At 63.2% G+C, this 22799-nt stretch carries 21 protein-coding genes and 1 tRNA gene; 5 read left to right on the top strand and 17 right to left on the bottom strand.

From position 1 onward, the window contains the following. The 9 genes from ABT23_RS13900 to ABT23_RS13860 form a co-directional block, all read right to left on the bottom strand. The coding region (locus ABT23_RS13900; protein ID WP_296636534.1) for a ribose-phosphate pyrophosphokinase at positions 1-699 on the bottom strand (699 nt) is incomplete at its 3' end. Positions 700-771: 72 nt separating this feature from the next. Then, positions 772-846 (bottom strand) — tRNA-Gln (locus tag ABT23_RS13895). An 18-nt stretch (positions 847-864) separates the two neighbouring features. Beyond that, on the bottom strand, positions 865-1701 hold the full coding sequence (gene ispE / locus ABT23_RS13890) for a 4-(cytidine 5'-diphospho)-2-C-methyl-D-erythritol kinase (RefSeq protein WP_296636532.1): 837 nt from the start codon (positions 1699-1701) through the stop codon (positions 865-867). Then, the gene (gene lolB, locus ABT23_RS13885) at positions 1698-2177 is read right to left on the bottom strand and encodes a lipoprotein insertase outer membrane protein LolB (RefSeq protein ID WP_296636527.1); all 480 of its coding nucleotides are present in this window, start codon (positions 2175-2177) and stop codon (positions 1698-1700) included. The genes ispE and lolB overlap by 4 nt, the downstream gene beginning before the upstream one ends. Before the next feature lie 83 nt (positions 2178-2260). Then, a complete protein-coding gene (locus tag ABT23_RS13880; RefSeq protein ID WP_296636525.1) occupies positions 2261-4030 on the bottom strand; it encodes a tetratricopeptide repeat protein in 1770 nt (589 codons plus the stop codon). A 79-nt stretch (positions 4031-4109) separates the two neighbouring features. Beyond that, positions 4110-5333: an ABC transporter permease gene (locus ABT23_RS13875; RefSeq protein WP_296636522.1), complete on the bottom strand. Its 1224-nt coding sequence runs from the start codon at positions 5331-5333 to the stop codon at positions 4110-4112. Then, a complete protein-coding gene (locus ABT23_RS13870) occupies positions 5330-6043 on the bottom strand; it encodes an ABC transporter ATP-binding protein (protein WP_296636518.1) in 714 nt (237 codons plus the stop codon). Before ABT23_RS13870 ends, ABT23_RS13875 begins: the two co-directional genes overlap by 4 nt. Next, complete coding sequence (locus tag ABT23_RS13865) at positions 6043-7152, bottom strand: efflux RND transporter periplasmic adaptor subunit (protein ID WP_296636515.1); 1110 nt, start codon at positions 7150-7152, stop codon at positions 6043-6045. Before ABT23_RS13865 ends, ABT23_RS13870 begins: the two co-directional genes overlap by 1 nt. Before the next feature lie 11 nt (positions 7153-7163). Then, on the bottom strand, positions 7164-8546 hold the full coding sequence (locus ABT23_RS13860) for a TolC family protein (RefSeq protein ID WP_296636512.1): 1383 nt from the start codon (positions 8544-8546) through the stop codon (positions 7164-7166). Between the two features lie 146 nt (positions 8547-8692). Here ABT23_RS13860 and mutM point away from each other — a divergent pair, with 146 nt between their 5' ends. Continuing rightward, positions 8693-9505, top strand: a complete 813-nt coding sequence (mutM, locus tag ABT23_RS13855) for a bifunctional DNA-formamidopyrimidine glycosylase/DNA-(apurinic or apyrimidinic site) lyase (protein ID WP_296636509.1) — start codon at positions 8693-8695, stop codon at positions 9503-9505. Positions 9506-9578: 73 nt separating this feature from the next. Beyond that, positions 9579-11543 carry a dynamin family protein gene (locus ABT23_RS13850; RefSeq protein ID WP_296636506.1) on the top strand — a complete coding sequence of 655 codons (1965 nt, stop codon included), beginning with the start codon at positions 9579-9581 and terminating at the stop codon, positions 11541-11543. 4 nt (positions 11544-11547) lie between these two features. On the opposite strand, the gene ABT23_RS13845 is transcribed toward ABT23_RS13850, so the two are convergent. Genes ABT23_RS13845 through ABT23_RS13825 form a run of 5 tightly spaced genes read right to left on the bottom strand, consistent with a single transcriptional unit; the run spans position 11548 to position 15478 of the window. Continuing rightward, positions 11548-11799 (bottom strand): YfhL family 4Fe-4S dicluster ferredoxin, encoded by a 252-nt coding sequence (locus ABT23_RS13845; RefSeq protein ID WP_026240896.1) that lies wholly within the window; start codon positions 11797-11799, stop codon positions 11548-11550. 18 nt (positions 11800-11817) lie between these two features. Then, entirely contained in the window at positions 11818-12261 is a 444-nt protein-coding gene (gene coaD / locus ABT23_RS13840; protein WP_296636503.1) for a pantetheine-phosphate adenylyltransferase, read from the bottom strand. Next, positions 12258-12833 (bottom strand): 16S rRNA (guanine(966)-N(2))-methyltransferase RsmD, encoded by a 576-nt coding sequence (gene rsmD / locus ABT23_RS13835; protein WP_296636499.1) that lies wholly within the window; start codon positions 12831-12833, stop codon positions 12258-12260. Before rsmD ends, coaD begins: the two co-directional genes overlap by 4 nt. Beyond that, entirely contained in the window at positions 12823-14127 is a 1305-nt protein-coding gene (locus ABT23_RS13830) for a pitrilysin family protein (RefSeq protein WP_296636496.1), read from the bottom strand. Before ABT23_RS13830 ends, rsmD begins: the two co-directional genes overlap by 11 nt. Continuing rightward, on the bottom strand, positions 14120-15478 hold the full coding sequence (locus ABT23_RS13825) for a pitrilysin family protein (RefSeq protein WP_296636494.1): 1359 nt from the start codon (positions 15476-15478) through the stop codon (positions 14120-14122). The genes ABT23_RS13830 and ABT23_RS13825 overlap by 8 nt, the downstream gene beginning before the upstream one ends. Positions 15479-15573: 95 nt before the next feature. Here ABT23_RS13825 and ftsY point away from each other — a divergent pair, with 95 nt between their 5' ends. From ftsY to ftsX, 3 genes are read left to right on the top strand one after another with little or no spacing between them, the layout of a single operon-like run. Continuing rightward, on the top strand, positions 15574-16593 hold the full coding sequence (ftsY, locus tag ABT23_RS13820; protein ID WP_296636491.1) for a signal recognition particle-docking protein FtsY: 1020 nt from the start codon (positions 15574-15576) through the stop codon (positions 16591-16593). Then, positions 16590-17252, top strand: a complete 663-nt coding sequence (ftsE, locus tag ABT23_RS13815; protein ID WP_296636489.1) for a cell division ATP-binding protein FtsE — start codon at positions 16590-16592, stop codon at positions 17250-17252. The genes ftsY and ftsE overlap by 4 nt, the downstream gene beginning before the upstream one ends. Positions 17253-17263: 11 nt before the next feature. Then, positions 17264-18160 carry a permease-like cell division protein FtsX gene (gene ftsX, locus ABT23_RS13810; protein ID WP_296636486.1) on the top strand — a complete coding sequence of 299 codons (897 nt, stop codon included), beginning with the start codon at positions 17264-17266 and terminating at the stop codon, positions 18158-18160. 619 nt (positions 18161-18779) lie between these two features. Here the strand turns inward: ftsX and ABT23_RS13805 are convergent. From ABT23_RS13805 to ABT23_RS13795, 3 genes are all read right to left on the bottom strand, one after another. Continuing rightward, positions 18780-20195: an HlyD family type I secretion periplasmic adaptor subunit gene (locus tag ABT23_RS13805; protein WP_296636484.1), complete on the bottom strand. Its 1416-nt coding sequence runs from the start codon at positions 20193-20195 to the stop codon at positions 18780-18782. 11 nt (positions 20196-20206) lie between these two features. Continuing rightward, positions 20207-22354 carry a type I secretion system permease/ATPase gene (locus ABT23_RS13800; RefSeq protein WP_296636480.1) on the bottom strand — a complete coding sequence of 716 codons (2148 nt, stop codon included), beginning with the start codon at positions 22352-22354 and terminating at the stop codon, positions 20207-20209. A 79-nt stretch (positions 22355-22433) separates the two neighbouring features. Beyond that, positions 22434-22799: calcium-binding protein (locus tag ABT23_RS13795; RefSeq protein WP_296636479.1), on the bottom strand; the 366-nt coding region annotated here is incomplete at its 5' end.

The raw sequence follows: 22799 nt of genomic DNA, 5'->3' as shown, positions 1-22799 counted from the left end.
CGCTTCGCACAGCGTATTGGCCGTATCGACCATGTCATCCATGATGATGCAGGTCCGATCCTTGACGTCGCCGATGATGTGCATCACCTTCGCCACGTTTGGCTTGGGACGGCGCTTGTCGATGATCGCCAGGTCGCATTCCAGCCGCTTGGCAATCGCCCGTGCCCGCACCACCCCGCCTACATCAGGCGATACCACCATCAGGTTCGGGTGGTTACGCTTCCAGATATCGCCCAGCAGGATTGGACTGGAATAGATGTTGTCGACCGGAATATCGAAAAACCCCTGGATCTGGTCCGAATGCAGATCCATCGTCAGCAAGCGGTCGATTCCCACGCCCTGCAGCATGTTGGCCACCACCTTGGCGGTGATCGCCACCCGGGCCGAACGGGTGCGCCGGTCCTGGCGCGCATAGCCGTAATACGGGATCGCCGCGGTGATGCGGGCGGCCGAGGCGCGTTTCAGCGCATCGACCATCACCATGACTTCCATCAGGGTGTCGTTGGTCGGCTGGCAGGTCGACTGCAGCACGAACACGTCCTTGCCGCGCACGTTCTCCAGGATCTCGACCATCACCTCGCCATCGGAAAACCGCGACACCGTGGCACGGCCGAGATGAATGTTCAAGTGGCGCACCACGTCGCTGGCAAGACGTGGGTTGGCATTTCCGCTGAACACCATCAGGTTGTCTATGGACACACGAGTCTCCGGCGATTTGGCTGGTCCGACACAACAACAAAAACAGCCGCCACCGGCGGCTGTTCGCTTAACTGGCTGGGGAGGTAGGGATCGAACCTACGAATGTCGGAATCAAAATCCGATGCCTTACCACTTGGCGACTCCCCAATAAAAATCGGGTGCTGCTCAGTCGCAGTACTCGTACAGCGGATGCCGGTCGAGCCCCTGCGCCACAAAACCCTGCATCGTTTCGGGCAGCCGGCGCAACACGCCGCGCGCCGCTTCTTCCGTCCCGAACGATGCAAACACGCAGGCCCCCGAACCGGTCATTCGCGCCTCGCCGAAATTCGCCAGCCATTCGAGATGACGCGCGACTTCGGGGTATCGACTGACCACCACGGACTGCAGGTCGTTACGACCCATGCCTGCGGAAAAGGGCGCTATTTTGAGGGGTGGCGTGTTGCGTGTCAATTCCGGCACGGCAAAAATTGCTGCGGTCGGCACCTGCACCGGCGGCATCAGCACCACATACCAGGCCGGGGGGGCGCTCACCGCATGCAGGATTTCGCCGACACCTTCGGCAAATGCGGTCTGCCCGAACACGAACACGGGCACGTCGGCCCCCAGTCGCAACGCCAGCTCCTGGAGCGTCTTGCGCGGCAGATCGACCTGCCACAGACGATTGAGCGCCAGCAGGACCGTGGCGGCGTCCGAACTGCCGCCGCCCAGGCCGCCGCCAAGCGGCAGATTTTTATCCAGCCGGATGCTCACACCCACTCCGGCAGGTGCGTAGGCCTGCAATAGGCGCGCCGCACGAACGGTCAGGTCATCGTCCTCGGACACACCGGGAAGATCACCTTCACGCACGATCCGGTCATCATCGCGCAATTCGAGATGTACGGTGTCGCCGTGGTTGATCAGCCGAAACACGCTCTGCAGCAGGTGGTAGCCATCGGCACGCCGGCCGACGACATGCAGGAACAGATTCAGTTTGGCTGGGGCGGGATAGGCGTGGCTGCTCATTCGCTTTGCCAACTGTCAGCTACCAGCCGGATTTCCAGGCCTTCTCGCTTCACTACCAGTTTGCGCGGACGCGCAGACGCATCGGCGACATATTGGAGATAATCGATCGTCCAGCCATCCTGCTTGAGTTGCGCAAGACGGCCCGAGGCATCGCGCGTGGCCTCGAAGGCGCTGTCCGGGGCCGGGCGCGCCTGCACCCACCAGGTCAGCCCCGTGACCGGCAACACATAACCGAGCGCCTCGCGCGTCAAGGTGTCGGCATCGCGGGCGTGTCGCGTAGGCTGATTGGGGATTTCGAGCGTCACGCCGTCGCCGTCGCGCACGATGCGCGCCACCCCCTGCCCCAGGGGCGACGTCATCAGCAACTCGTCCCGGTCTGCCCGATGCTGCCAGTGGATCTGGCCCGACAGATTCTGCTCGTCGCCCTGCACGCCGATGCGGCCCTGCAGGGTCCAGTTGGCAGACTGGGCTGGCATCTCGACGACCGGAGGCACGGGGGGAGCCGATGCACAACCGCCCAGTAGCAGCGCCAGGAGCGCTGTTGTAGAGGCGGCGCGCATCAAGGCTTGAGACGGCGTAGCGTTTCCAGCAACAATTCGTTTTGCGGGTGGCTTTGCAGGCTGCTTTGCCATAGCTTGCCCGCTTCGTCACGCTGGCCGCGCGCCCACAGGACTTCGCCCAGGTGAGCGGCGATTTCGGGGTCGGGGCGCGCCTTGAAGGCACGTTCGAGATATTCCTGCGCGCGCGCCAGGTTGCCTGAACGGTACTGTGCCCAGCCCACGCTGTCGAGGATGAAAGGATCGTCCGGCGACAGGGTCAATGCCTTGTCGAGAAGGGTGAGGGCTTCGGAAAGACGCTTGGTGCGGTCAGCCAGCGTGTAGCCCAGCGCGTTATAGGCTTGTGCATCCATGGGACGCAGCACGATCACGCGGCGCAAATCCGCCTCCAGCACATCGAGCTTGTCGAGTTTCTCGGCCGCCATGGCATGGTCGTACAGCAGATCTGCCGAGTCGGGGTAACGCTTGAGTCCCTCCGACAGCACCTCATAGATCGCCGCGTACTGCTTGCTGCCGCGCAACACTTCGGCCTGGGCCTGAATCAACCGCACATTCTGCGCATCGTTCTCGCCCTGGGTGGCTTTCAACAGAGCGATCGCCTCATCCGGCCGGCCGGCCCCGACCAGCAGCACGGCCTGACGTGCACGCGCCGGAACCAGATAATTACCGGCCTTGACCCCGGCGTAGTAGGCACCGGCCGCTTCCGGCTGTTTCATCTGTTCGGCTGCCTGTCCCAGGTAGTAGTACACGGCATTCGGATCGCGCGGGTTGTATTCCAGGGTTTTCGCCAGGAAATCGTGGGCTGTCTTGGCATCGCCCATTTGCAGGGACAACAGGCCCGCAGCGAAACTCACTTCGGCATTGCGCGGAAAATCCCGGGTCAGCCGGGTGAATTCGGCGCGCGCCTCGTCGAAATGGTTGGCGCTGACAAGGACGCGCGCGTAAGCCAGCCGAACCTCGCGGGCATCGGCATGTGCAGCCAGAAACGTCCGCATGAACGCGAGCGCGTCGGCATGCGATGTCTGGTCGAGTATCTGGGCCCGCAGCAAAGCGGCTGGCTCCCAGCCGGGACGCAGGTCATCGGCCTTCTGCAAAGCGGCGACCGCCGCCTCGTTACGTCCGACGCTGGCCGCGGCCTGGGCCACGGCAAAACGCGCTTCCGGCAAGGCCGGATAGCCCGCAGCCAGCCCTTCGACCAGTTCCAGACCGGCCGGCGAGCCACGCGTTTTCCCCATCACGGAGGTCAGATGCAGAAAGCCATTCGCAGGATCCTTCTTCAGCAGGACCCGCAGAATGGGCTCGGCCTCGTCGAATTTACCCTCATTCAGCAGCAGCACCGCCATCGTCTGCTGGGCAGGCTCCGAATCCGGTTCGGCCGCCATCCACAGCCGCGTGGCCTCCAGCGCGCCGGCCGGGTTGCGGGCGAACATCGAAACCTCGGCGGCCCGGCGGGCGATACGGGGATCGTGCGTCTCCCGCGCGAGATCGAGATAAGTCGACTGGGCGACGCCGATCTGGCCACGCTGTCCGGCCACTTCCGCCACCAGGAACTTGAACAGGATGTCCGGCGTAAGCGGCTGCTTGGGCAATGCGGCTTGCGCCTTGGCCGCAGCCTCCGCCGCCGGGTCGACTGCAGGCTCAGCCACCGCTTCGGCAGGCGGCTGGGGCTGGGATTCCACCGCGACAGGCGGCGGCGACTTGACGCCAAGCTGGCTGCACGCGGTCACGAGCGCCAGCATTGCGTAGAGAGGAAAAGTCTTGAGGAATGCCATGTTATGCCTTGTTGATCGATTGCTTGTCACGATTCTAAGCGTTCGAGGCTCGCCTGTATGCAAGGTTCAACCTTGCCCCCTATTGCGACCGCAGCGCGTCGATGGGATCGAGTCCTGCGGCGCGTCTGGCCGGGTAGAAGCCGAAAAACACGCCGATCAGGAAAGATACGCCGACCGCCATCAGCACCGAGGCCGGCGTGACCGCTACCGGCAAGCCGGCCAGCCGTTCGACCAGCCAGGCGCCGCCAATGCCGAACAGCAGCCCAATTCCGCAGCCGAAGAGTGACAGGGTCAGCGCCTCGATCAGGAACTGCCACAACACATCGCGGCGGCGTGCGCCGATCGCCATGCGGATGCCGATCTCGCGAGTCCGTTCGGTCACCGACACCAGCATGATGTTCATGATCCCGATACCGCCCACCACCAGCGAGATGGCGGCGATCGCACCAAGCAGCAGACTCATGATGCGGGTGGTCGAGGCGGCGGTCTCGGCGAGGGCCGTCAGGTTGCGCACGGTAAAGTCGTCATCCTGGCCCAATCCGATCCGATGCCGGCTGCGCAACAGCTCGTTGATGGACGCTTCGGCGGCATCCATGCGTTTTTCCGACACCGCCTGCACCATGATGAAGCGGGCGCGGTTGCGCAGAGTGTTGCTGAATATCTTTTGCTGGGCGCTGCTGATCGGCACCAGCACGGTATCGTCCTGGTCGCGCCCATCGAGACTCTGTCCCTTTGACGCCAGCACGCCGATCACCTCGAACGGCGCCTGCTTGATACGGATGATCTTGCCGACGGGATCCTCGTCGCCGAATAGTTCGCGCGCCACCACGCCGCCGATGACCGCCACCCGCGCGCCCCTGCGCACGTCGGCGTCGCTGAAGAAACTGCCCGACGCCATCGACCAGTTCCGCACCACGGCATAGTCCGGCGTCGTACCGTAGACCGAGGTATTCCAGTTCACGCCGCCGTAGATCAACTGGGCGCCGCCGGGCGACACCGGCGCCGACGCCAGGATGTCGGGCAGCTCGCGGATGGCGTCGGCATCGTCGAAAGTGAGCGAGGGCGCATCGCCGGTCGCCACCCGCGCGCCCCCCGACGAGACGGCGCCCGACATGATGATGAAGAGATTGCTGCCCATCGACTCGATCGAGCTGCGCACCATCGCCTGTGCACCCTGGCCGATCGCCAGCATGAGAATGACGGCCGCCACGCCGATGACCATGCCGAGCATGGTGAGGAAGCTGCGCATGCGGTGCGTGGTGAGCGCATGCCAGGCGGTCTCGAGCAGGCTGGTGAAAATCATGCGGCAACCTCCGCCTGAACCACGTCCTCGATCACCCGGCCATCCTGGAAACGGATGCATCGACGCGCATAGGCGGCGATGTCGGCTTCGTGCGTCACCAGTACCAGCGTGATGCCTTCTTCGCGGTTGAGCCGGCTGAACAGGTCCATCACCTGGCGGCTGGTTTCGCTGTCGAGATTGCCGGTCGGCTCGTCGGCAAAAATGATGCGCGGGCGCGTAGCCAGCGCGCGGGCGATTGCCACCCGCTGCTGCTGGCCACCCGACAGCTGCAGCGGCGTGTGATGCGAGCGCTCGCCCAGCCCCACCCGCTCGAGCATCGCCTGCGCCTGCCGGCGGCGCGCCTCGCGCCCCATGCCGGCATACATCAGCGGCAGTGCAACGTTGTCGAGCGCAGTCAATTTGGGCAACAGGTTGAATCCCTGGAACACGAAACCGATTTCACGATTGCGCAACGCCGCCAGTTGATCCGACGACAGACGGCCGACATCCTGTCCGTCGAGGTGGTAACTGCCGCGGGTAGGCCGGTCGAGGCAGCCGAGCAGATTCATGAAGGTGCTTTTACCTGAGCCCGACGCGCCCATGATGGCGACGAACTCGCCCTCGGCAATGCCGAGGCTCACGCCGCGCAGCGCCTGGAACACGCCGGCACCAGTCGTGTAGTCCTTTTCGAGGTTCGTCACCTCGATCAGCGGCGCGCCGGGAACGGCCATCAGAACAGGCGTCCGCGCGACATGCCGCCATTCTCTTTTTTGGCCGCCAGATCGGCCACGATCACCGTATCGCCCGCTTTCAGCGTTCCGCTGACGATTTGCGTGTAGGCCTTGTCGCTGATGCCGGTCTTCACCGCTACCCGTACGGGCTTGCCGTCGACCAGCCGATATACCGCCGAACCACGCTGCTTGCCAGCGCCCTCGACGACGCTGCCCGCCTGCGGGCGGAAGCGCAGCGCCGTCGTCGGCACCCGCAGCACGTCCGGCCGGGTCTCGACCAGCACGCGCAGGTTTGCCGTCATCCCTGGCATCAGCGCCAGGTCCGGGTTGGCGACATTCACCACCACGTTGTAGGTCACGACGTTCTGCGCGGTCGTGGCGTTCAGCCGTACCTGCCTCACCGCGCCGGTGTATTCGGTATCGGGGAACGCATCGACGCGAAACTTCACCGGCTGCCCCACCTTGATCTGCCCGATATCGGCTTCCGACACAGTGGAATCGATCTGCATCTGCGTCAGATCCTTGCCGATCTGGAACAGCGTCGGCGTCTGGAAGCTCGCTGCCACGGTCTGGCCGACGTCGACCTGGCGGTTGATCACGGTGCCGTCGACCGGCGAACGGATGATCGAGAAACCGAGATTGGTCTGGTCGCGCGTCACCTGGGCGCGCGCCAGCCGCACTTGTGCCGCAGCCTGTGCACGGGCAGCCAGCGCCTGATCGAGTTCCTGCTGCGACACATATTCCTGCTTGAACAGCGTCTGCATGCGTACCGCATTGGCCTCGGCGAGATCGAGCTGCGCCTGGGCGTTGGCGAGGTTGGCCGTGCTTTGCGCCAGCGCTGCCTTGAACAGTGCCGGGTCGAGTTCGGCCAGCACCTGCCCGGCTTTCACCTGCTGATTGAAGTCGGCATCGATGCGCCGCACCGTTCCCGAGACCTGGGTACCCACGTTGACCAGCGTGACCGGATTGAGCGTGCCGTTGGCCGACACTTCAGCTGCAATGTCGCCACGATCCACCGTCACCGTCCGGTATTGCGGTTCGGCTGGCTTGCTCTTGCCATTCCACCACCATGCCGCCGCCGCAAGCACCATGACCAGCAGTACAAGCATCCCTGTTTTTCTCATCGCTTTCCTTCCTGCTGCGCCGGTTCCAGCCAGTCCCAGCTCAAATCCCCAATGGCCTGCGCCAGCTGCGCCCGCGCCACCCGCAAGCCCAGCCGTGTCTGCAACTGGGTCTGCCGCGCCTGGGCCAGATTGGCCTGCGCGCTCAATACATCGAGCAGGATGCCAAGCCCCGCCTGATAACGCCCCAGCGCGAGCTTCTCGGCCGCAGCCGCGCTTTCCACCAGATCGGCGCTGCGGCTGTCCGCCTCGGTCTCGCTCTTCACGCTGTAGTAGGCACGCCATACATCCAGCGCGACCTGGTTGGCGACACGGTCGCGTTCCGTCGCGGCCAGGTCGGCCTGGGTTTGTGCCGCGGCGATCTGATAGGTGTTGCGGTAACCGGTGAAGAGCGGAATGGTCAGATTGATCCCCACGCTGGAACTGGTCGCCGCCAGGGACCCGTTGTCCTGCCGTTGCGCCCCATAGAAAGCCGAGAGGCTGGGCTTGCCGGCGGCCTCGGCGCTTCGCACACCGGCCTGCTGCGCCAGCACCGTCGCCTCCGCCGCACGCAGATCCGGCCGGCGGTTGCGCGCGGCCTCGATCAAACCATCCACCGCCGCGCTCAGGTCCGGCATCTGGCTGAATGCCGCCTCGCTGTCGATGACTCTGAAGCCGGCTTGCCGGGTATCACCCATCAGTGCAGCCAGTTCGCCTTGCATCCGCGCGGCCTCGCCTTCGGCACGGATCCGCTCGATCTGGCGCTGGGTATACACCGTTTTCGCCTGCAGCCGGTCGAATGGAATGGCCGTCCCTGCCGCCACCCGTGCGGTGGCGGCCTTGAACGCGGCGAGCGCCGAGGCCTCGGCCTCGCGCGCGACGTTGACCGCACCCTGTGCGGTCAACAGGTTGAAATAGGCGGTCACCGTCTGCAGATAGAGCTGGCGCACACTGTCGTCCTGGCTTGCACGCGCCGCCGCCAGCAACGCCTCGGCGGCATCACGCTGGGCCGCACGGCCACCGAAGTCGTACAGCAGGTATTGTGCGTCCAGCCCGAGTTGCCAGGCATTGCGATCGTTCGGCAGCGTGCGGTCGCCGGTACGGGACGCGTTGCCGCTGATCGACAGGCTGGGCAGATAGGCACTGTATGCCTGCCCCAGCTCGGCGGCGCGCAGCCGCGCCGTGAGCCAGGCGCTGCGGGTGGCCGGATTGGCGCACAGGGCGCGCTCGACCGCGCGCGCCAGCGTAATCGGGCCAGTCGGCACGGCCGCGTCGCATACCGCCGCCGGGCGCAGTTCGGCCACCGGCGACGGTGGCACCCGGTCGAGCACCCCGAAGGGATCCGCAGCCGAAGCCGCACTGCTGACCAACATCACCAGCAGCAGAGAAAATCGTGCATTCAAAGTAAGGGGGTTCTGGGGTAAAAGCGCGTTATATAGAATGACAGTGTATCGGTTCAGTTCCCATTTGCGGGTACAAAACATCACAGAGCGTCGTGCTTCCCCGAACGGCTCCGTCCCTTTTCCATCGACCCTCCTCCGCCCGCGCCATGCCCGAATTACCCGAAGTCGAAACCACCCGCCTGGGATTGCTGCCCCGCTTGCAGCATCGCATGCTCACGCGCATCGTGGTGCGCAACCCGCGCCTGCGCTGGCCGGTACCGGCCGATCTGGAAACACGGCTGGGCGGGCTGACACTCAAATGGCTCGACCGGCGCGGGAAATACCTGCTGTTCGATTTTGGGGCCGTCACCCAGATCGTCCACCTGGGCATGTCGGGCAGCCTGCGCCTGGCCGGGCCGGACGAGCCCGCCGCCCTGCACGATCACGTCGACTGGCTGTTCGACGACGGCAGCACACTGCGATTGCGCGACCCGCGCCGCTTCGGCGCCGTGCTGTGGACCGACGACGTGACGCGGCACCCGTTGCTCGCCCATCTGGGACCTGAGCCCCTGACCCCGGCGTTCGACGCTGCCTATCTGCATGCGCAGTGTCAGCGCCGCAACGCTGCGATCAAGCAGGTCATCATGGATGCGCAGGTGGTGGTCGGCGTCGGCAACATCTACGCCTCCGAGTCGCTGTTCCATGCCGGCCTCCGCCCGGCGACTGCTGCACGCCGTCTCAGCCGCCCTGCCTGCGCCCGGCTGGTCGCCGCGATCAAACAGGTGCTGACGGCCGCCATCGCTGCGGGCGGCAGTTCGCTGCGCGACTATGTCGCGAGCGACGGCGAACTGGGTTATTTCCAGCTGCAAACACGGGTATACGATCGCGAAGGCCTGCCGTGCAAGACATGCGCGACCCCGATCCGGCGCATCGTGCAAGGTCAACGCGCAAGCTTCTACTGCCCCAGCTGCCAGCGTTGATCCAGCCGGCACAGAATCAAGTTTTGTCATTAATATGTCGTTAAATGACAATGCCTTATCTCTGACTGGCCCCATGCAATCCACCACCCTGGTTGACGAATTCGAGCACTACAGTAACTGGCGCGAAGCCGTGTACGTGCGCGTCGAAGCGTTGCGCGACTGGCTCGACGCCCAGGAACTGAGCGATGCCGAATCCGAGATGCGGCTGAACCAGCTGCTCGGCCGCCTGCAGGAGGACAAGTTGAACGTGGCCTTCGTCGCCGAATTCTCACGCGGCAAGTCCGAACTCATCAACGCGATCTTCTTCTCGGATTATCGGCAGCGTGTGCTGCCGTCGTCCGCAGGGCGCACGACCATGTGCCCCACCGAACTGTTTTTCGATCCACTGCATCGCCCTTCGCTACGTCTACTACCGATCGACACCAAGACCCGTGAGGGCAGCATTGCCGACTTCAAACGCAACGCGGATGCCTGGACCGAATTCCCGCTCAACCTCGATTCTGCCGAGGAAATGAGCGCAACGCTGATGCGGCTGGCCGATACGCTCGATGTCGATGCCACCACGGCCGAAGCGTTCGGCCTGATCAATCCCAACGATGAGGAAACCGCGCGCAGCCTGGAGCGCGACGGCAGCATTGCCATTCCCCGCTGGCGCCATGCGCTGATCAATTTCCCCCACCCGTTGCTGAAACAGGGGCTGGTCATCCTCGACACGCCGGGACTGAATGCCATCGGCACCGAACCCGAACTGACGCTCAACATGCTGCCCAACGCCCATGCAGTGCTGTTCCTGCTGGCAGCCGATACCGGCGTCACCAAGTCGGACATCGAGATCTGGCGTCAGTACATTGCACCGGTGCAGGGCGCCAGCCGCGCACGGCTGGTGGTGCTGAACAAGATCGACGGTCTGTGGGACGAACTGAAGACGGAAGCGCAGATCGACGCTGAAATCGCCAAGCAGGTCGCCAGCAGCGCCGCGCTGCTCGATCTGCCTCCGGGCCAGGTTTATCCGGTATCGGCGCAGAAAGCGCTGGTCGCCAAGGTGAAGAGCGATTCCGCCCTGCTGGAAAGAAGCCGCCTGCCCGGGTTGGAAGCGGCCCTGACGCAGGAGCTCATCCCTTGCAAGCAGGCGCTGGTCAGCGAATCGTCGCAGGCTGCGGTGGAAGACGTGGTGATCAAGACCACCGAGCTGCTGGAAACCCGGCTCGCCACGATCCAGGATCAGGTCGACGAACTGCAGGGGCTGCGCGGCAAGAACCGCGACGTCATCCAGCACATGATGGTCAAGGCCAACGAGGACAAGCAGCAGTTCGAGCGCGGCCTGGAGCAGTTCAATGCCTTGCGCAATGTATTCGCGACGCAGGTCGAGGCATTGAGGCAGCGGCTAGGGATGCAGGCGCTACGTCAGGAAGTGCACCTCACCCGGCTGGCGATGGAAAAAAGCCATTTCAGCGTAGGACTGCGTGAGGCGATGGGTCGCTTTTTCCGCCAGGTGGACGGCAACCTGGATGCGTCGGCTGAGACCATCAAGGAAATCCGCGCCATGATGACGGCGATGTATCAGAAATTCAGCGACGAACACGGTCTGGCGGCGGTCAACCCGCCGGATCACAGCCTGCACAAATATCGCAAGGAAATGGCACGGCTGGAGCGCATTTTCGATGAGCGCTTCAATACCGTATTCAAGATGATGACGGTGGGGCAAAGCCAGCTGACCGCGCGCTTCTTCGAGACGTTGGCGAGCAAGGTGGTCCAGGTGTTCGAACTGGCCAACAGCGAAACCGAGTCCTGGCTGAAGGCGCTGATTGCGCCCATGGAAACTCAGGTGCGCGAACACAAGCTCCAACTGAAACGTCGCCTGGAAAGCGTCAGCCGCATCCATACCGCCACCGAGACGCTGGACGAACGCATTGCCGAACTGGAAGCCTCGATTGGAACCGTGAGCGACCAGCTGGACAGCCTGGCACGTATCAACCTGCGCATCGCCGACGCCCTGGCGGATGAACTCAACAAACCCGCTCTGGCCAAAACGGCCTGAGTGATTACTTGCTGGCGGTCAGGCGCAGAAACTTCTCCTGCAGCTGCTCTTTGGTTTCCGGGTAATCCGGATTGAGCGGGATGCAATCGACCGGACACACCTCGACGCACTGCGGCGTATCGAAATGGCCGACACATTCGGTGCACTTGTTGGGATCGATGATGTAAATCTCGTCGCCCTGCGAAATGGCGTCGTTGGGGCATTCGGGCAAACAGACGTCGCAATTGATGCATTCGTCCGTGATCATCATTGACATGTCATTCTCCGGGTCATATCAGTTTTTACTTATTTTCTCACTTAATCGCTGCGCCACCAATGGGTGGACGAAGGGTGTCACGTCCCCACCCAACTGCGCGATCTCGCGGATCATGCTGGCTGAGATGAACATGTATTGATCCGACGGCGTGAGGAACAGGGTTTCGATGTCGGGCTTGAGGTTGCGGTTCATGCCCGCCAGCTGGAATTCGTATTCAAAGTCGGACGCCGCGCGCAGCCCCCGCAGCACCGCGATCGCGCCCTGTTCGGCGACAAAATCGATCAGCAGGCCGGAAAATCCCTCGACCCGCACCTGCGGCACGTCGGCCAGCACGTCACGCGTCATCGCCACCCGCTCCTCCATGGTGAAGAAAGGCCGCTTGTTGCGCGATTCGGCCACCGCGACGATGACGCAGTCAAACAGCCGCACCGCGCGCCGCACCAGATCGCATGGATTCATCATTCCTTGATCAGTAGCGCGAAATGCGAGCGCCCCGCGCGCCCGCTGCGGTGGATGATAAACCCCGGAGGCGCCACGACTGCCGTCTCCTGTTCGATATAGGCATGGCCGCCGGGCTTGAGATGGCGTCCCAGATCGGCCAGTACGCTTTCGGCCAGCCCGCTGCCGAAGGGCGGGTCGACGAAAATCAGATCGAACGCCTCGTGGCTGTTCGCCAGCCACGCCAGCGCGTCGGCACGCAGGATGTCGACCTGGCTTGCCCCGAGCACGGTCCGGTTCTTTTCCAGTGCGGCGGTCGTTTTGAGATCGCGTTCGATCATGACGACCCGGCCTGCGCCACGTGAAGCAGCCTCGAAACCGAGTGCGCCGCTGCCGGAGAACAAATCCAGACAAATCCATCCCGGCAGATCCTGGCCGAGCCAGTTGAACAACGTCTCGCGCACGCGATCAGGCGTCGGGCGCAAACCCGCGCCATCGGGAAAATCGAGCAGGCGACGACGGTATTGTCCACCGATGATGCGCACCCGGTTGGCCGCGCCATGTGCTCGCTGGGGGGCGGCACGCTTAGCGAGCACGCTCTCCTCCCACGATGACCGTCACCAGCCTGTCGGGGTCGATGTGGCGGGCAAATGCCTGTTTCACGGTCGCCACATCGACCGCATTGACCTTGTCGACCCAGGTATCCAGATAATCCAGGGGCAACTTGTAGAAGCCGATCAGCGACAGGTATTCGAGAATCTTCTTGTTGCTGTCGATACGCAAAGGAAATCCACCGGTGAGGTTGTCCTTGGCCTGTTTCAGCTCCGCCTCGCTGGGGCCGTCGGCCATGAATTGCCGCAGGGTAGTCCGCGCCACCTTGAGCGCGTCGTCGGTTTGCGCCAGCTTGGTCTGCAGGCCAAGCTGGAATGGCCCGGCCTCCATCATCGGCATGAAATAACTATAAGCACTATAGGCATAGCCGCGCTTGTCGCGTACTTCGCGCATCAGCCGCGAATCGAAGCCGCCGCCGCCCAGCACATAGTTGCCCACAAATAGCGGAAAGAAATCGGGGGCGTTACGCGCCACACCCACCGCGCCTACCAACACATGGCTTTGCGTGGAGGGAAACGCGATCCGCTGTTCGCTTGCCTTCGCCGGCTCAGGCTTCGGCAACGCCGGGACGGCCGCCGCACTGGACAGGCCACCCGCCAGACGGACGGCGATGGCCTCGGCCTCGGCACGGGAGATATCGCCCATCAGCGAAATCACGGCATTGGGTGCACTGTAGTGTGCACGGTAGAACGTCTGCACGTCTCCGCGCGTCAGTTTTGCGATCGCTGCCGGATCGCCCGATTCGTCGTGGGCGTAGGGGTGGGTGCCGTAGAGCGCACGATAGAACGCCTTGTCGGCCACGGTGCCGGGGTCGGCCTCCGCCTCGCGGATGCCGGCAATGAGCCGCTGTTTCTCGCGCTTGACCACGGCCTGCGGGAAATCGGGCTGTTGCAGCACGCGCGCCAGGATATCGAGCGCAGCGTCCTTCTCGGCCTGGGACGACAAGGTACGCAGCGTGACGCCTCCACGATCGCGGTCGAACGTGCCGCCCAGCACGGCTCCCACATCGGCCAGGCGATGGGCGATCGCCGTATCGCTGAGGCCGCCGGCTCCTTGATCGAGGAGAATGTGAGTCAGCTGGGCAAGGCCTGCCTGACCGTCAGGGTCGCGCGCGCTTCCTGCGGGAAAATCCACCGAGACATCGAGGATGGGCAGTTCATGGCTTTCCACGAAGATCACTTGCGCGCCGTGCGGCGTGTGCCAGTGCTGGATGGCCAGTGCAGCCTGTGCCGACAGGGGCAGGCACAACAGCAATGCGACACAGAAAGTCTTAATCATGGCGGACTCCCGGCACCGCAGGGCGGCGCGTCTGGGGTTGCAAAGCTTGCGGGTCGAGTATGCCCACGCTCAACTGGTCATCCTGCAGCCATTGCTTCGCGGCGGCCTGCACCTCCCCGGCGCTCACCGCACGCAACTTTTCGACCCGGTGCGCAAGCGCCTCGGGCGGCAGCCCCGCGGTCACGTATTCGCCCAACTGCATCGCCTGGAAAAACAGCGAATCGCGCTGGAACACGTCGGCCGCAATGACCTGCGCCTTCACCCGGGCAAGTTCCGCTTCGCTGACGCCATCGCGCTGGATCTGCTCGATCTGGCCGCGTATGGCTTTTTCGAGTTCGTCCGTCGTCTTGCCCGGCGCAGGCGTCGCGTCGATCATGAACATGCCCGGGCCGCGCGAAACGGCGTCGTAGCCGGCACTCGTGCTCACTGCGATCTGCTGTGTCTTGACCAGCGATTTCTGCAGGCGCGCCGAGTCATTCCCGGAGAGCACGCCCGCGAGAATCTGCAGTGCATAGGGCGCGGTATCCTTTTCCCAGTCCCGGAGTACCGGCGCATGCCAGGTCATCAGCAGATAGGGGACTTTCGCAGGCACCTTGACCACGACGCGCTTCTCGCCGATCTGTGCAGGCTCGTCCTGCGGCTTGCGCACCGGCAACGCACGAGCGGGAATCACGCCGAAATACCGCTTCGCCATGGCGATGACGTCGTCCGATTTCACATCGCCGGCCACGACGAGGGTCGCATTGTTCGGTACATACCAGCGGGCGTACCAGTCGCGCGCGTCCTGTGCGGTCATGTGCTGGAGATCGTCCATCCAGCCGATCACGGGACGGCGATAGGGACTCTCCTGGTAAGCCGTCGCCATCAGGCGTTCGTACACCACCGACTGCGGCTGGTCGTCGGTGCGCAGCCGGCGTTCCTCCATCACCACCTGCATTTCCTTGGCGAACAGGTCATCGCGGATGACGAGGTTGGCCATGCGGTCCGATTCCAGCTGCATCGCCAGTTCCAGCCGGTCTTTCTGCATCTGCTGGAAATACGCCGTGTGGTCGCGGTTGGTAAAGGCATTCTCGCGCCCGCCCGCGGCGGCAATGCGCTTGGAAAACTCGCCCGGCGGCACTGTCTTCGTGCCACGGAACATCATATGCTCTAGCACATGCGCCACGCCCGTCGTACCGTTGAATTCGTCCATCGATCCGGCGCGATACCAGACCTGCGACACCATCACCGGTGCCCGGTGATCTTCCTGTACGATCACCCGCAGACCATTGTCCAGTGTGACGTCCGTCACCGCCGCCTGCGCACTGCCCACCATCAGCAGTGCCAGCAGCATTCCCCGCATGCCGAGCATGTTTCCACCTCTTGTTGAATGAGTCCGAATGATAAGCCGTAGCCGAATGATAAGATTAGGCGTCCGTCAAACAGCTATGCTGACTGCCTTTATCCGTGTTTAGTTTCTTCAAGCCCAAACCGCCCGCTTCCGAACCGACTACGCCCGCCACCCCGGTCGAGCCCGCGCCCCCGCTAGTCGAGTCGCGTCCCGGCTGGGCACAGCGGCTGAAACAGGGGCTCGCCAAAACCCGCGACCGGCTGGGTGGTCAGCTGGCCGGACTGTTCGGTGTCGGACGCAAAATCGATGCCGAGCTGTTCGAGGAACTCGAGACCATCCTGATCACAGCCGATGTCGGCGTGGACGCGACCCAGGCCCTGCTCGACACCCTGCAAAAAAAGGTCAGGCGCGAAAACCTGACCGAGGCCTCCGACCTGCAGGCCGCCCTCAAGCAGGCGCTGGTCGACCTGCTGACCCCGCTGCAAGCGCCGCTCGACGTCACCCCGCACAAGCCCTTCATCCTCATGCTGGCGGGCGTCAACGGCGCCGGCAAGACCACCACCATCGGCAAGCTCGCCAAGCTGTACCAGTCGCAGGGTCTGTCAGTGCTGCTGGCGGCCGGCGATACCTTCCGAGCCGCTGCGCGCGAGCAGCTGCAGGTCTGGGGCGAGCGCAACAATGTGACCGTGGTGAGCCAGGAAAAAGGCGATTCCGCCGCGGTGATCTTCGACGCCATCCAGGCCGCCCGCGCGCGCAACATCGACGTGGTGCTGGCCGACACCGCTGGCCGTCTGCCGACGCAACTCCATCTGATGGAAGAGATCAGGAAGGTCAAGCGCGTGATCGAGAAGGCCATCCCCGGTGCGCCGCACGAAGTGCTGCTGGTACTCGATGCCAATACCGGCCAGAATGCCGTCACCCAGGTCAAGGCCTTCGACGATGCGCTCGGCGTGACGGGCCTCGCGCTGACCAAGCTCGACGGTACCGCCAAGGGGGGGGCCATCGCGGCCATCGCCCACGCCTGTTTGACACGCCCGCGGCCGATCCCGGTGCGCTACATCGGCGTCGGCGAGACCGTCGACGACCTGCGCCCCTTTGATGCGCGCGAGTTCGTCGAGGCGGTGTTTGCTGCATGATCAGCTTCAGCCAGGTCACCAAGCGCTATCCCGGCGGGCACGAAGCCCTCTCCGGCGTCAGCCTCGCCATCGAGCAGGGCGAACTGGTCTTCCTCACCGGACACTCCGGCGCCGGCAAGAGCACGCTGCTGAAACTCGTCGCCGCGATCGAGCGCCCGACCAGCGGGGTAGTGTCGGTTAGCGGCCAGAATGTCAGCCGCCTGTCGCGCCGTGCAGTGCCCTATCTGCGCCGCAACATCGGCCTGGTGTTCCAGGACCACAAGCTGCTGTTCGATCGCAGCGTGATCGACAACGTGGTGCTACCGCTCGACATCGCCGGCTTCGACCGCCGCGAGTCGCTCAAGCGCGCCCGTGCGGTGATCGACAAGGTCGGCCTGCTCAACCGCGAGAAGGCCAATCCCGTCAGTCTCTCGGGCGGCGAGCAGCAGCGTCTCTGCATCGCCCGCGCGCTGGTGAGCCGCCCCGCCCTGTTGCTGGCCGACGAACCGACCGGCAACCTCGACGCCGGCTACGCGGCCGACATCATGGCCATGTTCCGCGATTTCCATCAGGTCGGCACCACGCTGGTGATCGCCACCCACGACGAGCGCGCCATCACGGCCCTGGGCGGACGGACGCTGCACCTGGATCACGGCAGGATCGGCGAGGGGGCGGCATGATAGGCGGCTGGATGCGTCACCACAAACACGCGCTCGGCGCCGCCTTGCATCGGCTACGCATCCAGGCATTCACAACGCTGCTGACCGCCCTGGCCATGGGCGTGGCGATCAGCCTGCCCAGCGGGTTGTATCTGGGGTTGTCGAATCTCAGCCGAGTGGCAGGCGAATTGCCGGCGCAGCCGGAAATCAGCCTGTTTCTCGACGCCGGGGCGTCCGCCGAACAAAAACAGGCTATCGCCGCGCGGCTCAAGCAGCCCGATATCGCCCAAGCCCGCTTCGTGCCCAAGGACGAGGCGCTGGCTACCCTGAGCGCCTCGCAGGACTTGGCCGACATCACGGCCGGCCTGACGGAGAACCCGTTGCCGGATGCCTGGATCGTACGGCCCCAGGCCACATCGCGCGATGCGTTGGTGCATATTTCCGACAGCCTGCGCAAACTGCCAGGAATAGCGGAAATCCATCTCGACAGCCAATGGGCGGAGCGCCTGCAGGCCGCACTCGCCATCGGCCGTACGGGAGTCTGGCTGCTGGCTGGACTCTTTGCCATCGCGCTGATCGCCATCTCGGGCAACGCCATCCGTGCCCAGGTGCTGGCCCGGCGCGACGAAATCCTGGTCAGCCAACTCATTGGCGCCACCGACCGCCATATCCGCCGCCCGTTTCTCTACCTGGGCGCACTACAGGGCTTGTTCGGCGGACTTGCAGCCGGCGGGGTGCTGGCGGTGGCGGGCATTCTCCTGCGTGAACCTGTCGAGCATCTGGCTGTCCTTTATGGATCGACGTTTCATCTGCTGCCGCCGGACGGAGCCGAAATCGCCGTGGTGCTTGGGCTGACCACGCTGTTCGGCTGGCTGGGCGCCTGGCTCTCGGTAACGCGGAGCCTGCATCAGGTCGAAGCGGCACGCTGATTTCCCCCTTGATTTCTGATACGAAGGAATAAAGTCTGTCGAGGTCGGGCGGCGCAACCTATTGTTTTTGCAAACACGCAATTTTTAGGAATTCTCGACAAATATATGTCGGGGCCTTCAATATAGGCACGTTGTTTATTGTGTTCGGTTATATAGTCGGTCGAGCCACCTCGCTGTCGGCCTCCCGAGCTTCGTGTCATAGCCAGAGGCCGCGCGGCGTCGGCGCTCCACACACGCCCAAGGCGGCAGCCCGAAGGCGTGGAAGCGTGGGTAAGCTGCACCTTTAAGGGATAGGCCAACGCGCCCTCAAACCACCCTAACTTTTGGCGGCCACCGCTCTCTATGTCTTCGATCCGCCGCCTGCTGGCGGCGATAGCGTCGAGCGACGCGTCGAACCGGTCCGTAAGTGCCCAATGTTCGCTCCGCCTGTCTACCTCAGGGCTGCAGCAGGCTATCTTGTCGTGGCGGCGTGTCCGGATGCCACATAGTGGACGCAAAGTACGCCCCACCGGACGCCCCCGCCACTACCTCCCGTACCAGACATGTAGCTCCACTCCTTTTGGTTGAATCGTGGGTAAATAAAATCGGGATTGTTTGGCAACCCGATAACGCACAACTCTCATCTCTCGCGCAAACTCTCGCTTGTCGTCTGCAACAGCGGGCTCAGGAAATACTCGATCACCCGCCGTGTGCCGGTTTTAACTTCGACCGTCACCGCCATGCCCGGTGTCAAACGCACAGTTTTGTTTTCTACTTGCAGGGTGTCCCTGGCAAGCTTCACCCGGGTCGAATAAATCAGCCCCAGCTTTTCATCCTGGATGGCATCGGAAGACACCTGGGTGACCGTGCCATGCAACGTGCCATATTTGGTAAACGGAAAGGTTTCCACCTTCACCTCCGCATCCTGCCCCGGGTTCACAAAACCGATATCCTTGTTCGGCAACATGGCTTCGACTTCGAGCACATTGTCTTTCGGCACGACCACCATCAACGGCTGGGCCGGGGTCACCACGCCGCCAATAGTCGTGACCGCCAGTTGCTGCACCGTTCCGGCGACGGGTGCGGCCAAACGCATCAGCCGGCTGCGCTGCTCCGCCTTGATCAATTCTTGTTCGAGCGATGCGGCTTTCTGCGATGCCAAGTTGAGCTGATCCAGCAGCTGGCGACGTGTCTCCGCTGCGAGCGTGGCCTGCTGCCGCTGCGCCTCCATCAGCGCCGCGCGAGTTTCTGCTACCTTGGAACGGCTAGCCGCCAAGTCCTGTTCCTGTTCGATGCGTGCCTGTTCGCGCTCTAGGTAGCCGTGCTGGGAGACAAAGTTCTCCTTCACCAGCTTCTGATAATCCATGGCCCGCTGGCGGGCGATGGGGGCGGTTTGTTCCAGCTTGACGACCTGATCCTGGGTGGTCTCAAGTTCCGCCCGGCGACGGTTAAGCTCGGCCTGCAGTTGCAACTGGCGTGCCTGATATTCCTGATACTGGCCCGTAGCCTGGCTTTGTTCGGCAAGTAAATGCTCGGCGTCAGCGCCCGCCAATGGCTTCAGCCGGGGCGGCGTGCCATTCGCCAGAGCAGCCAGCAAAGCTTGCGCGCGCAACGCTTCAAGCCGGGAGTCCCGCGCTTCATTGCTCAACCGCTCCGTATCGGCAGCAGCGGTCGTCGCGTCCAGGTCGATCAGGACCTGACCTGCCTCGACCTCCTGTCCATCCCGCACATGGATCGCCTTGACCACGGCGGTTTCCATCGGCTGGATGACCTTTGTGCGGTCGTTGGGGATGATCTTGCCTATCGCGGTGGCTACCACGTCGATGCGGCCGAACACAGCCCACAGCAGCGCGATTAGGGCGAAGCCCATGATTAGCCACAGAGCGATCCGAGGCGCCGGGTGCACGGGTGTGTCACGCAGGGCGAGCGCAGCAGGCAGAAACTGAGCTTCGTGAGGGTGGAGTAAGGGGGCGTCGGTCTCTTTGCGCTGCGACCAAGCATGGCGGAAAATTTTGCCGTAGCGTTTGAAGAGGTCGGAGAGGGCGTGTCGTTTCATGTTGCGGGCCCTCAGGCGTGCTGCAAGCGATGCAAGCGGGAATAATGCCCCGCCTCGTGTTGCAGCAGTTCGGCGTGCGTTCCCGCCTCGACAATCTGGCCGTGATCCATTACCAGGATGCGATTGGCATGACGTACCGCAGACAGGCGATGGGCGATGATGATCACAGTGCGTCCCTTGCAGATGGCCTGCATGTTGTTCTGAATGATGCGTTCGGATTCGTAATCTAGCGCGCTGGTTGCCTCGTCGAAGATCAGAATGCGCGGCTGCGTCATCAGGGCGCGGGCGATGGCAATGCGTTGCCGCTGACCGCCCGACAGTGTCGAGCCGTGTTCGCCGACCATGGTGTCGTAGGCTTCTGGGAGTTCCAGAATGAATTCGTGCGCGCCGGCCAGCTTGGCGGCCTGGATGACTTGCTCCAGCGGGGCGCCAGGATCCGCTAGCGCAATGTTCTCCCTGAGGGTGCGGTTGAACAGCACGTTCTCCTGCAACACTACGCCGATCTGCCGCCTAAGGCTGGAGGCGTCGGCCAGCGTCAGATCCAGGCCGTCTATCAGTACCCGGCCGCGTTCGGGCACATACAGACGCTGGATCAGCTTGGTTAGCGTGCTTTTACCCGAGCCGGAGCGGCCGACGATGCCGATGACTTCGCCCGGCCGAATGTCGAGAGTGATGCCCTTGAGTACTTCGGGGGTGTCAGGGCGGTAGCGGAAGCTGACCTGATCGAAGCTGATGCGGCCGGCGATCGGCGGCAGGCTGCTCTTGTTACCCGTCGTTTCAGGGGGCGCGTTGAGAATATCCCCCAGCCGCTGGACCGATATGCCGGTCTGCTGGAAGTCGGTCCAGAGTTGCGCCAACCGCATGATAGGCTGCGCCACGCGGCCGGCCAGCATGTTGAAGGCGATAAGCTGGCCCACGGTGAGCTGACTTTCGATCACCAGCTTGGCCCCCAGCCAGAGGGTACCCACGGTGACGAGCTTGCCGATGAGGTTGGTGCTTTCGTGCGCCAGGGTGGCGAGCGTCGCAGACTTGAACCCGGCCGAGACATAGCTTGCCAACTGGGCGTCCCAGCGCCGCTGCATTTGCGGTTCCACCGCCATACTCTTCAGCGTATCGATGCCGGCCACGGTTTCGACCAGGAAGGCCTGATTCTCGGCGCCGCGGTTGAATTTCTCGTGCAGCCGCGCGCGCAGTAGCGGCGTGACCAGTAGCGCAATCACGAAATACAGTGGCAGGGACGCCAGCACCACAAGAGTAAGCCAGCCGCTATAAAACAGCATCACCCCGATGAATACGACTGTGAACAGCACGTCGAGCACGACAGTAATCGAATTGCCGGTGAGGAAAGACCGGATGTTCTCCAACTCCCGCACACGGGCGACCGAGTCGCCGACCCTTCTCGCCTGGAAGTAGCCCAGTGGCAGGTGAAGCAAATGATGAAACAGCCGCGCACCAAGTTCGACGTCGATGCGGCTGGTGGTATGGGCGAAGACATAGGTCCTGAGGCCCGATAGCACGACTTCGAAGAGCGATACCACCAGCAGGCCGACGGCGATGACATTCAGCGTGGTCAAGCCGTGATGCACCAGCACCTTGTCCATCACCACCTGGAAGAATAGCGGCGTAACCAGGGCAAAGAGGTTGAGCACGAACGACACCAGCAGCACTTCGCCGAGGAGCTTGCGGTATTTGACGACGGCTGGGATGAACCAGGAGAAATCGAACTTCGCCATCTCGCCGACCAGCGAGGCACGCGAGGTGAACAGGATCAATTTACCGGACCAGCGCGCCAGCAGCTCGTCACGCGAAATGACTTGTGGTCGCTCGGCCTGAGGATCGTGGATCAGTGCCTTGTCGTTATCGAAGCGCGCGAGAATGAAGTAGCCGCCATTGTTGTCCACCGCCATGGCAGGCAGCGGGGTGCGATCCAGACGGTCGAACGTAGTTTTGACAGACTTGGCCTGCAGGCCAAGGTGTTTGGCGGCGAGCAGAATTTCGGTTTCGCCAAAGCTTTCGCCCGACACCCTGAACTGGTGCGCAAGTTGGTCAGGCTCGGCGGCGATCTGATGGAAGCGCGCCAACATGACGAGGCAGATGAGGCCGCTGCCCGACTCAGCAGAAACGGGTGCGGCAAGGCGCGGGCAGTCTGGTTCTGACATAAACAGTTCAAGGAAATAAGAAGACTCGCTGGTCCATTTCCCTGTCGGGAATGGCCAGCAAGCGAGGTGGCCAGTGGGGTTACTGCCAGTTTGCGGCGATCACCGAAGCCAGATTGGTCTGGTAGTTCGTCGGCAAGGTTGTCTGCCCCGCAGCCGGTGGGGTAAAGCTGGCCATAGCGTTCACCAGATTCGCGACGTTGCTGTCGAGAAGGGTTTTTGCGCCATCAGTGGTCTTGAATTGTTCGACATGATTGGCACTGCCGAGATACCAGTCCTTGACCACTAGCTTGTCCCCCGTACCTATGATGCTGGCTTCCAAGTTATTACCGACGTGTTGAAACCATATCTGGTCGGCTGTCACACCGGACAGGAATTGAGCAACGTCAGTGTTGCCCGCGGTACTATCGTTTTCGATAATGGTGTCCCCGCCAGAGCCGCGTCCGAG

Origin of the sequence: Thiobacillus sp. SCN 63-57, assembly GCF_001725555.1 — a bacterium.
Lineage (GTDB): Bacteria > Pseudomonadota > Gammaproteobacteria > Burkholderiales > Thiobacillaceae > Thiobacillus.
The sequence above is the reverse complement of the archived record's forward strand: the minus strand, read 5'-3'. Positions and strand labels throughout refer to the sequence as shown.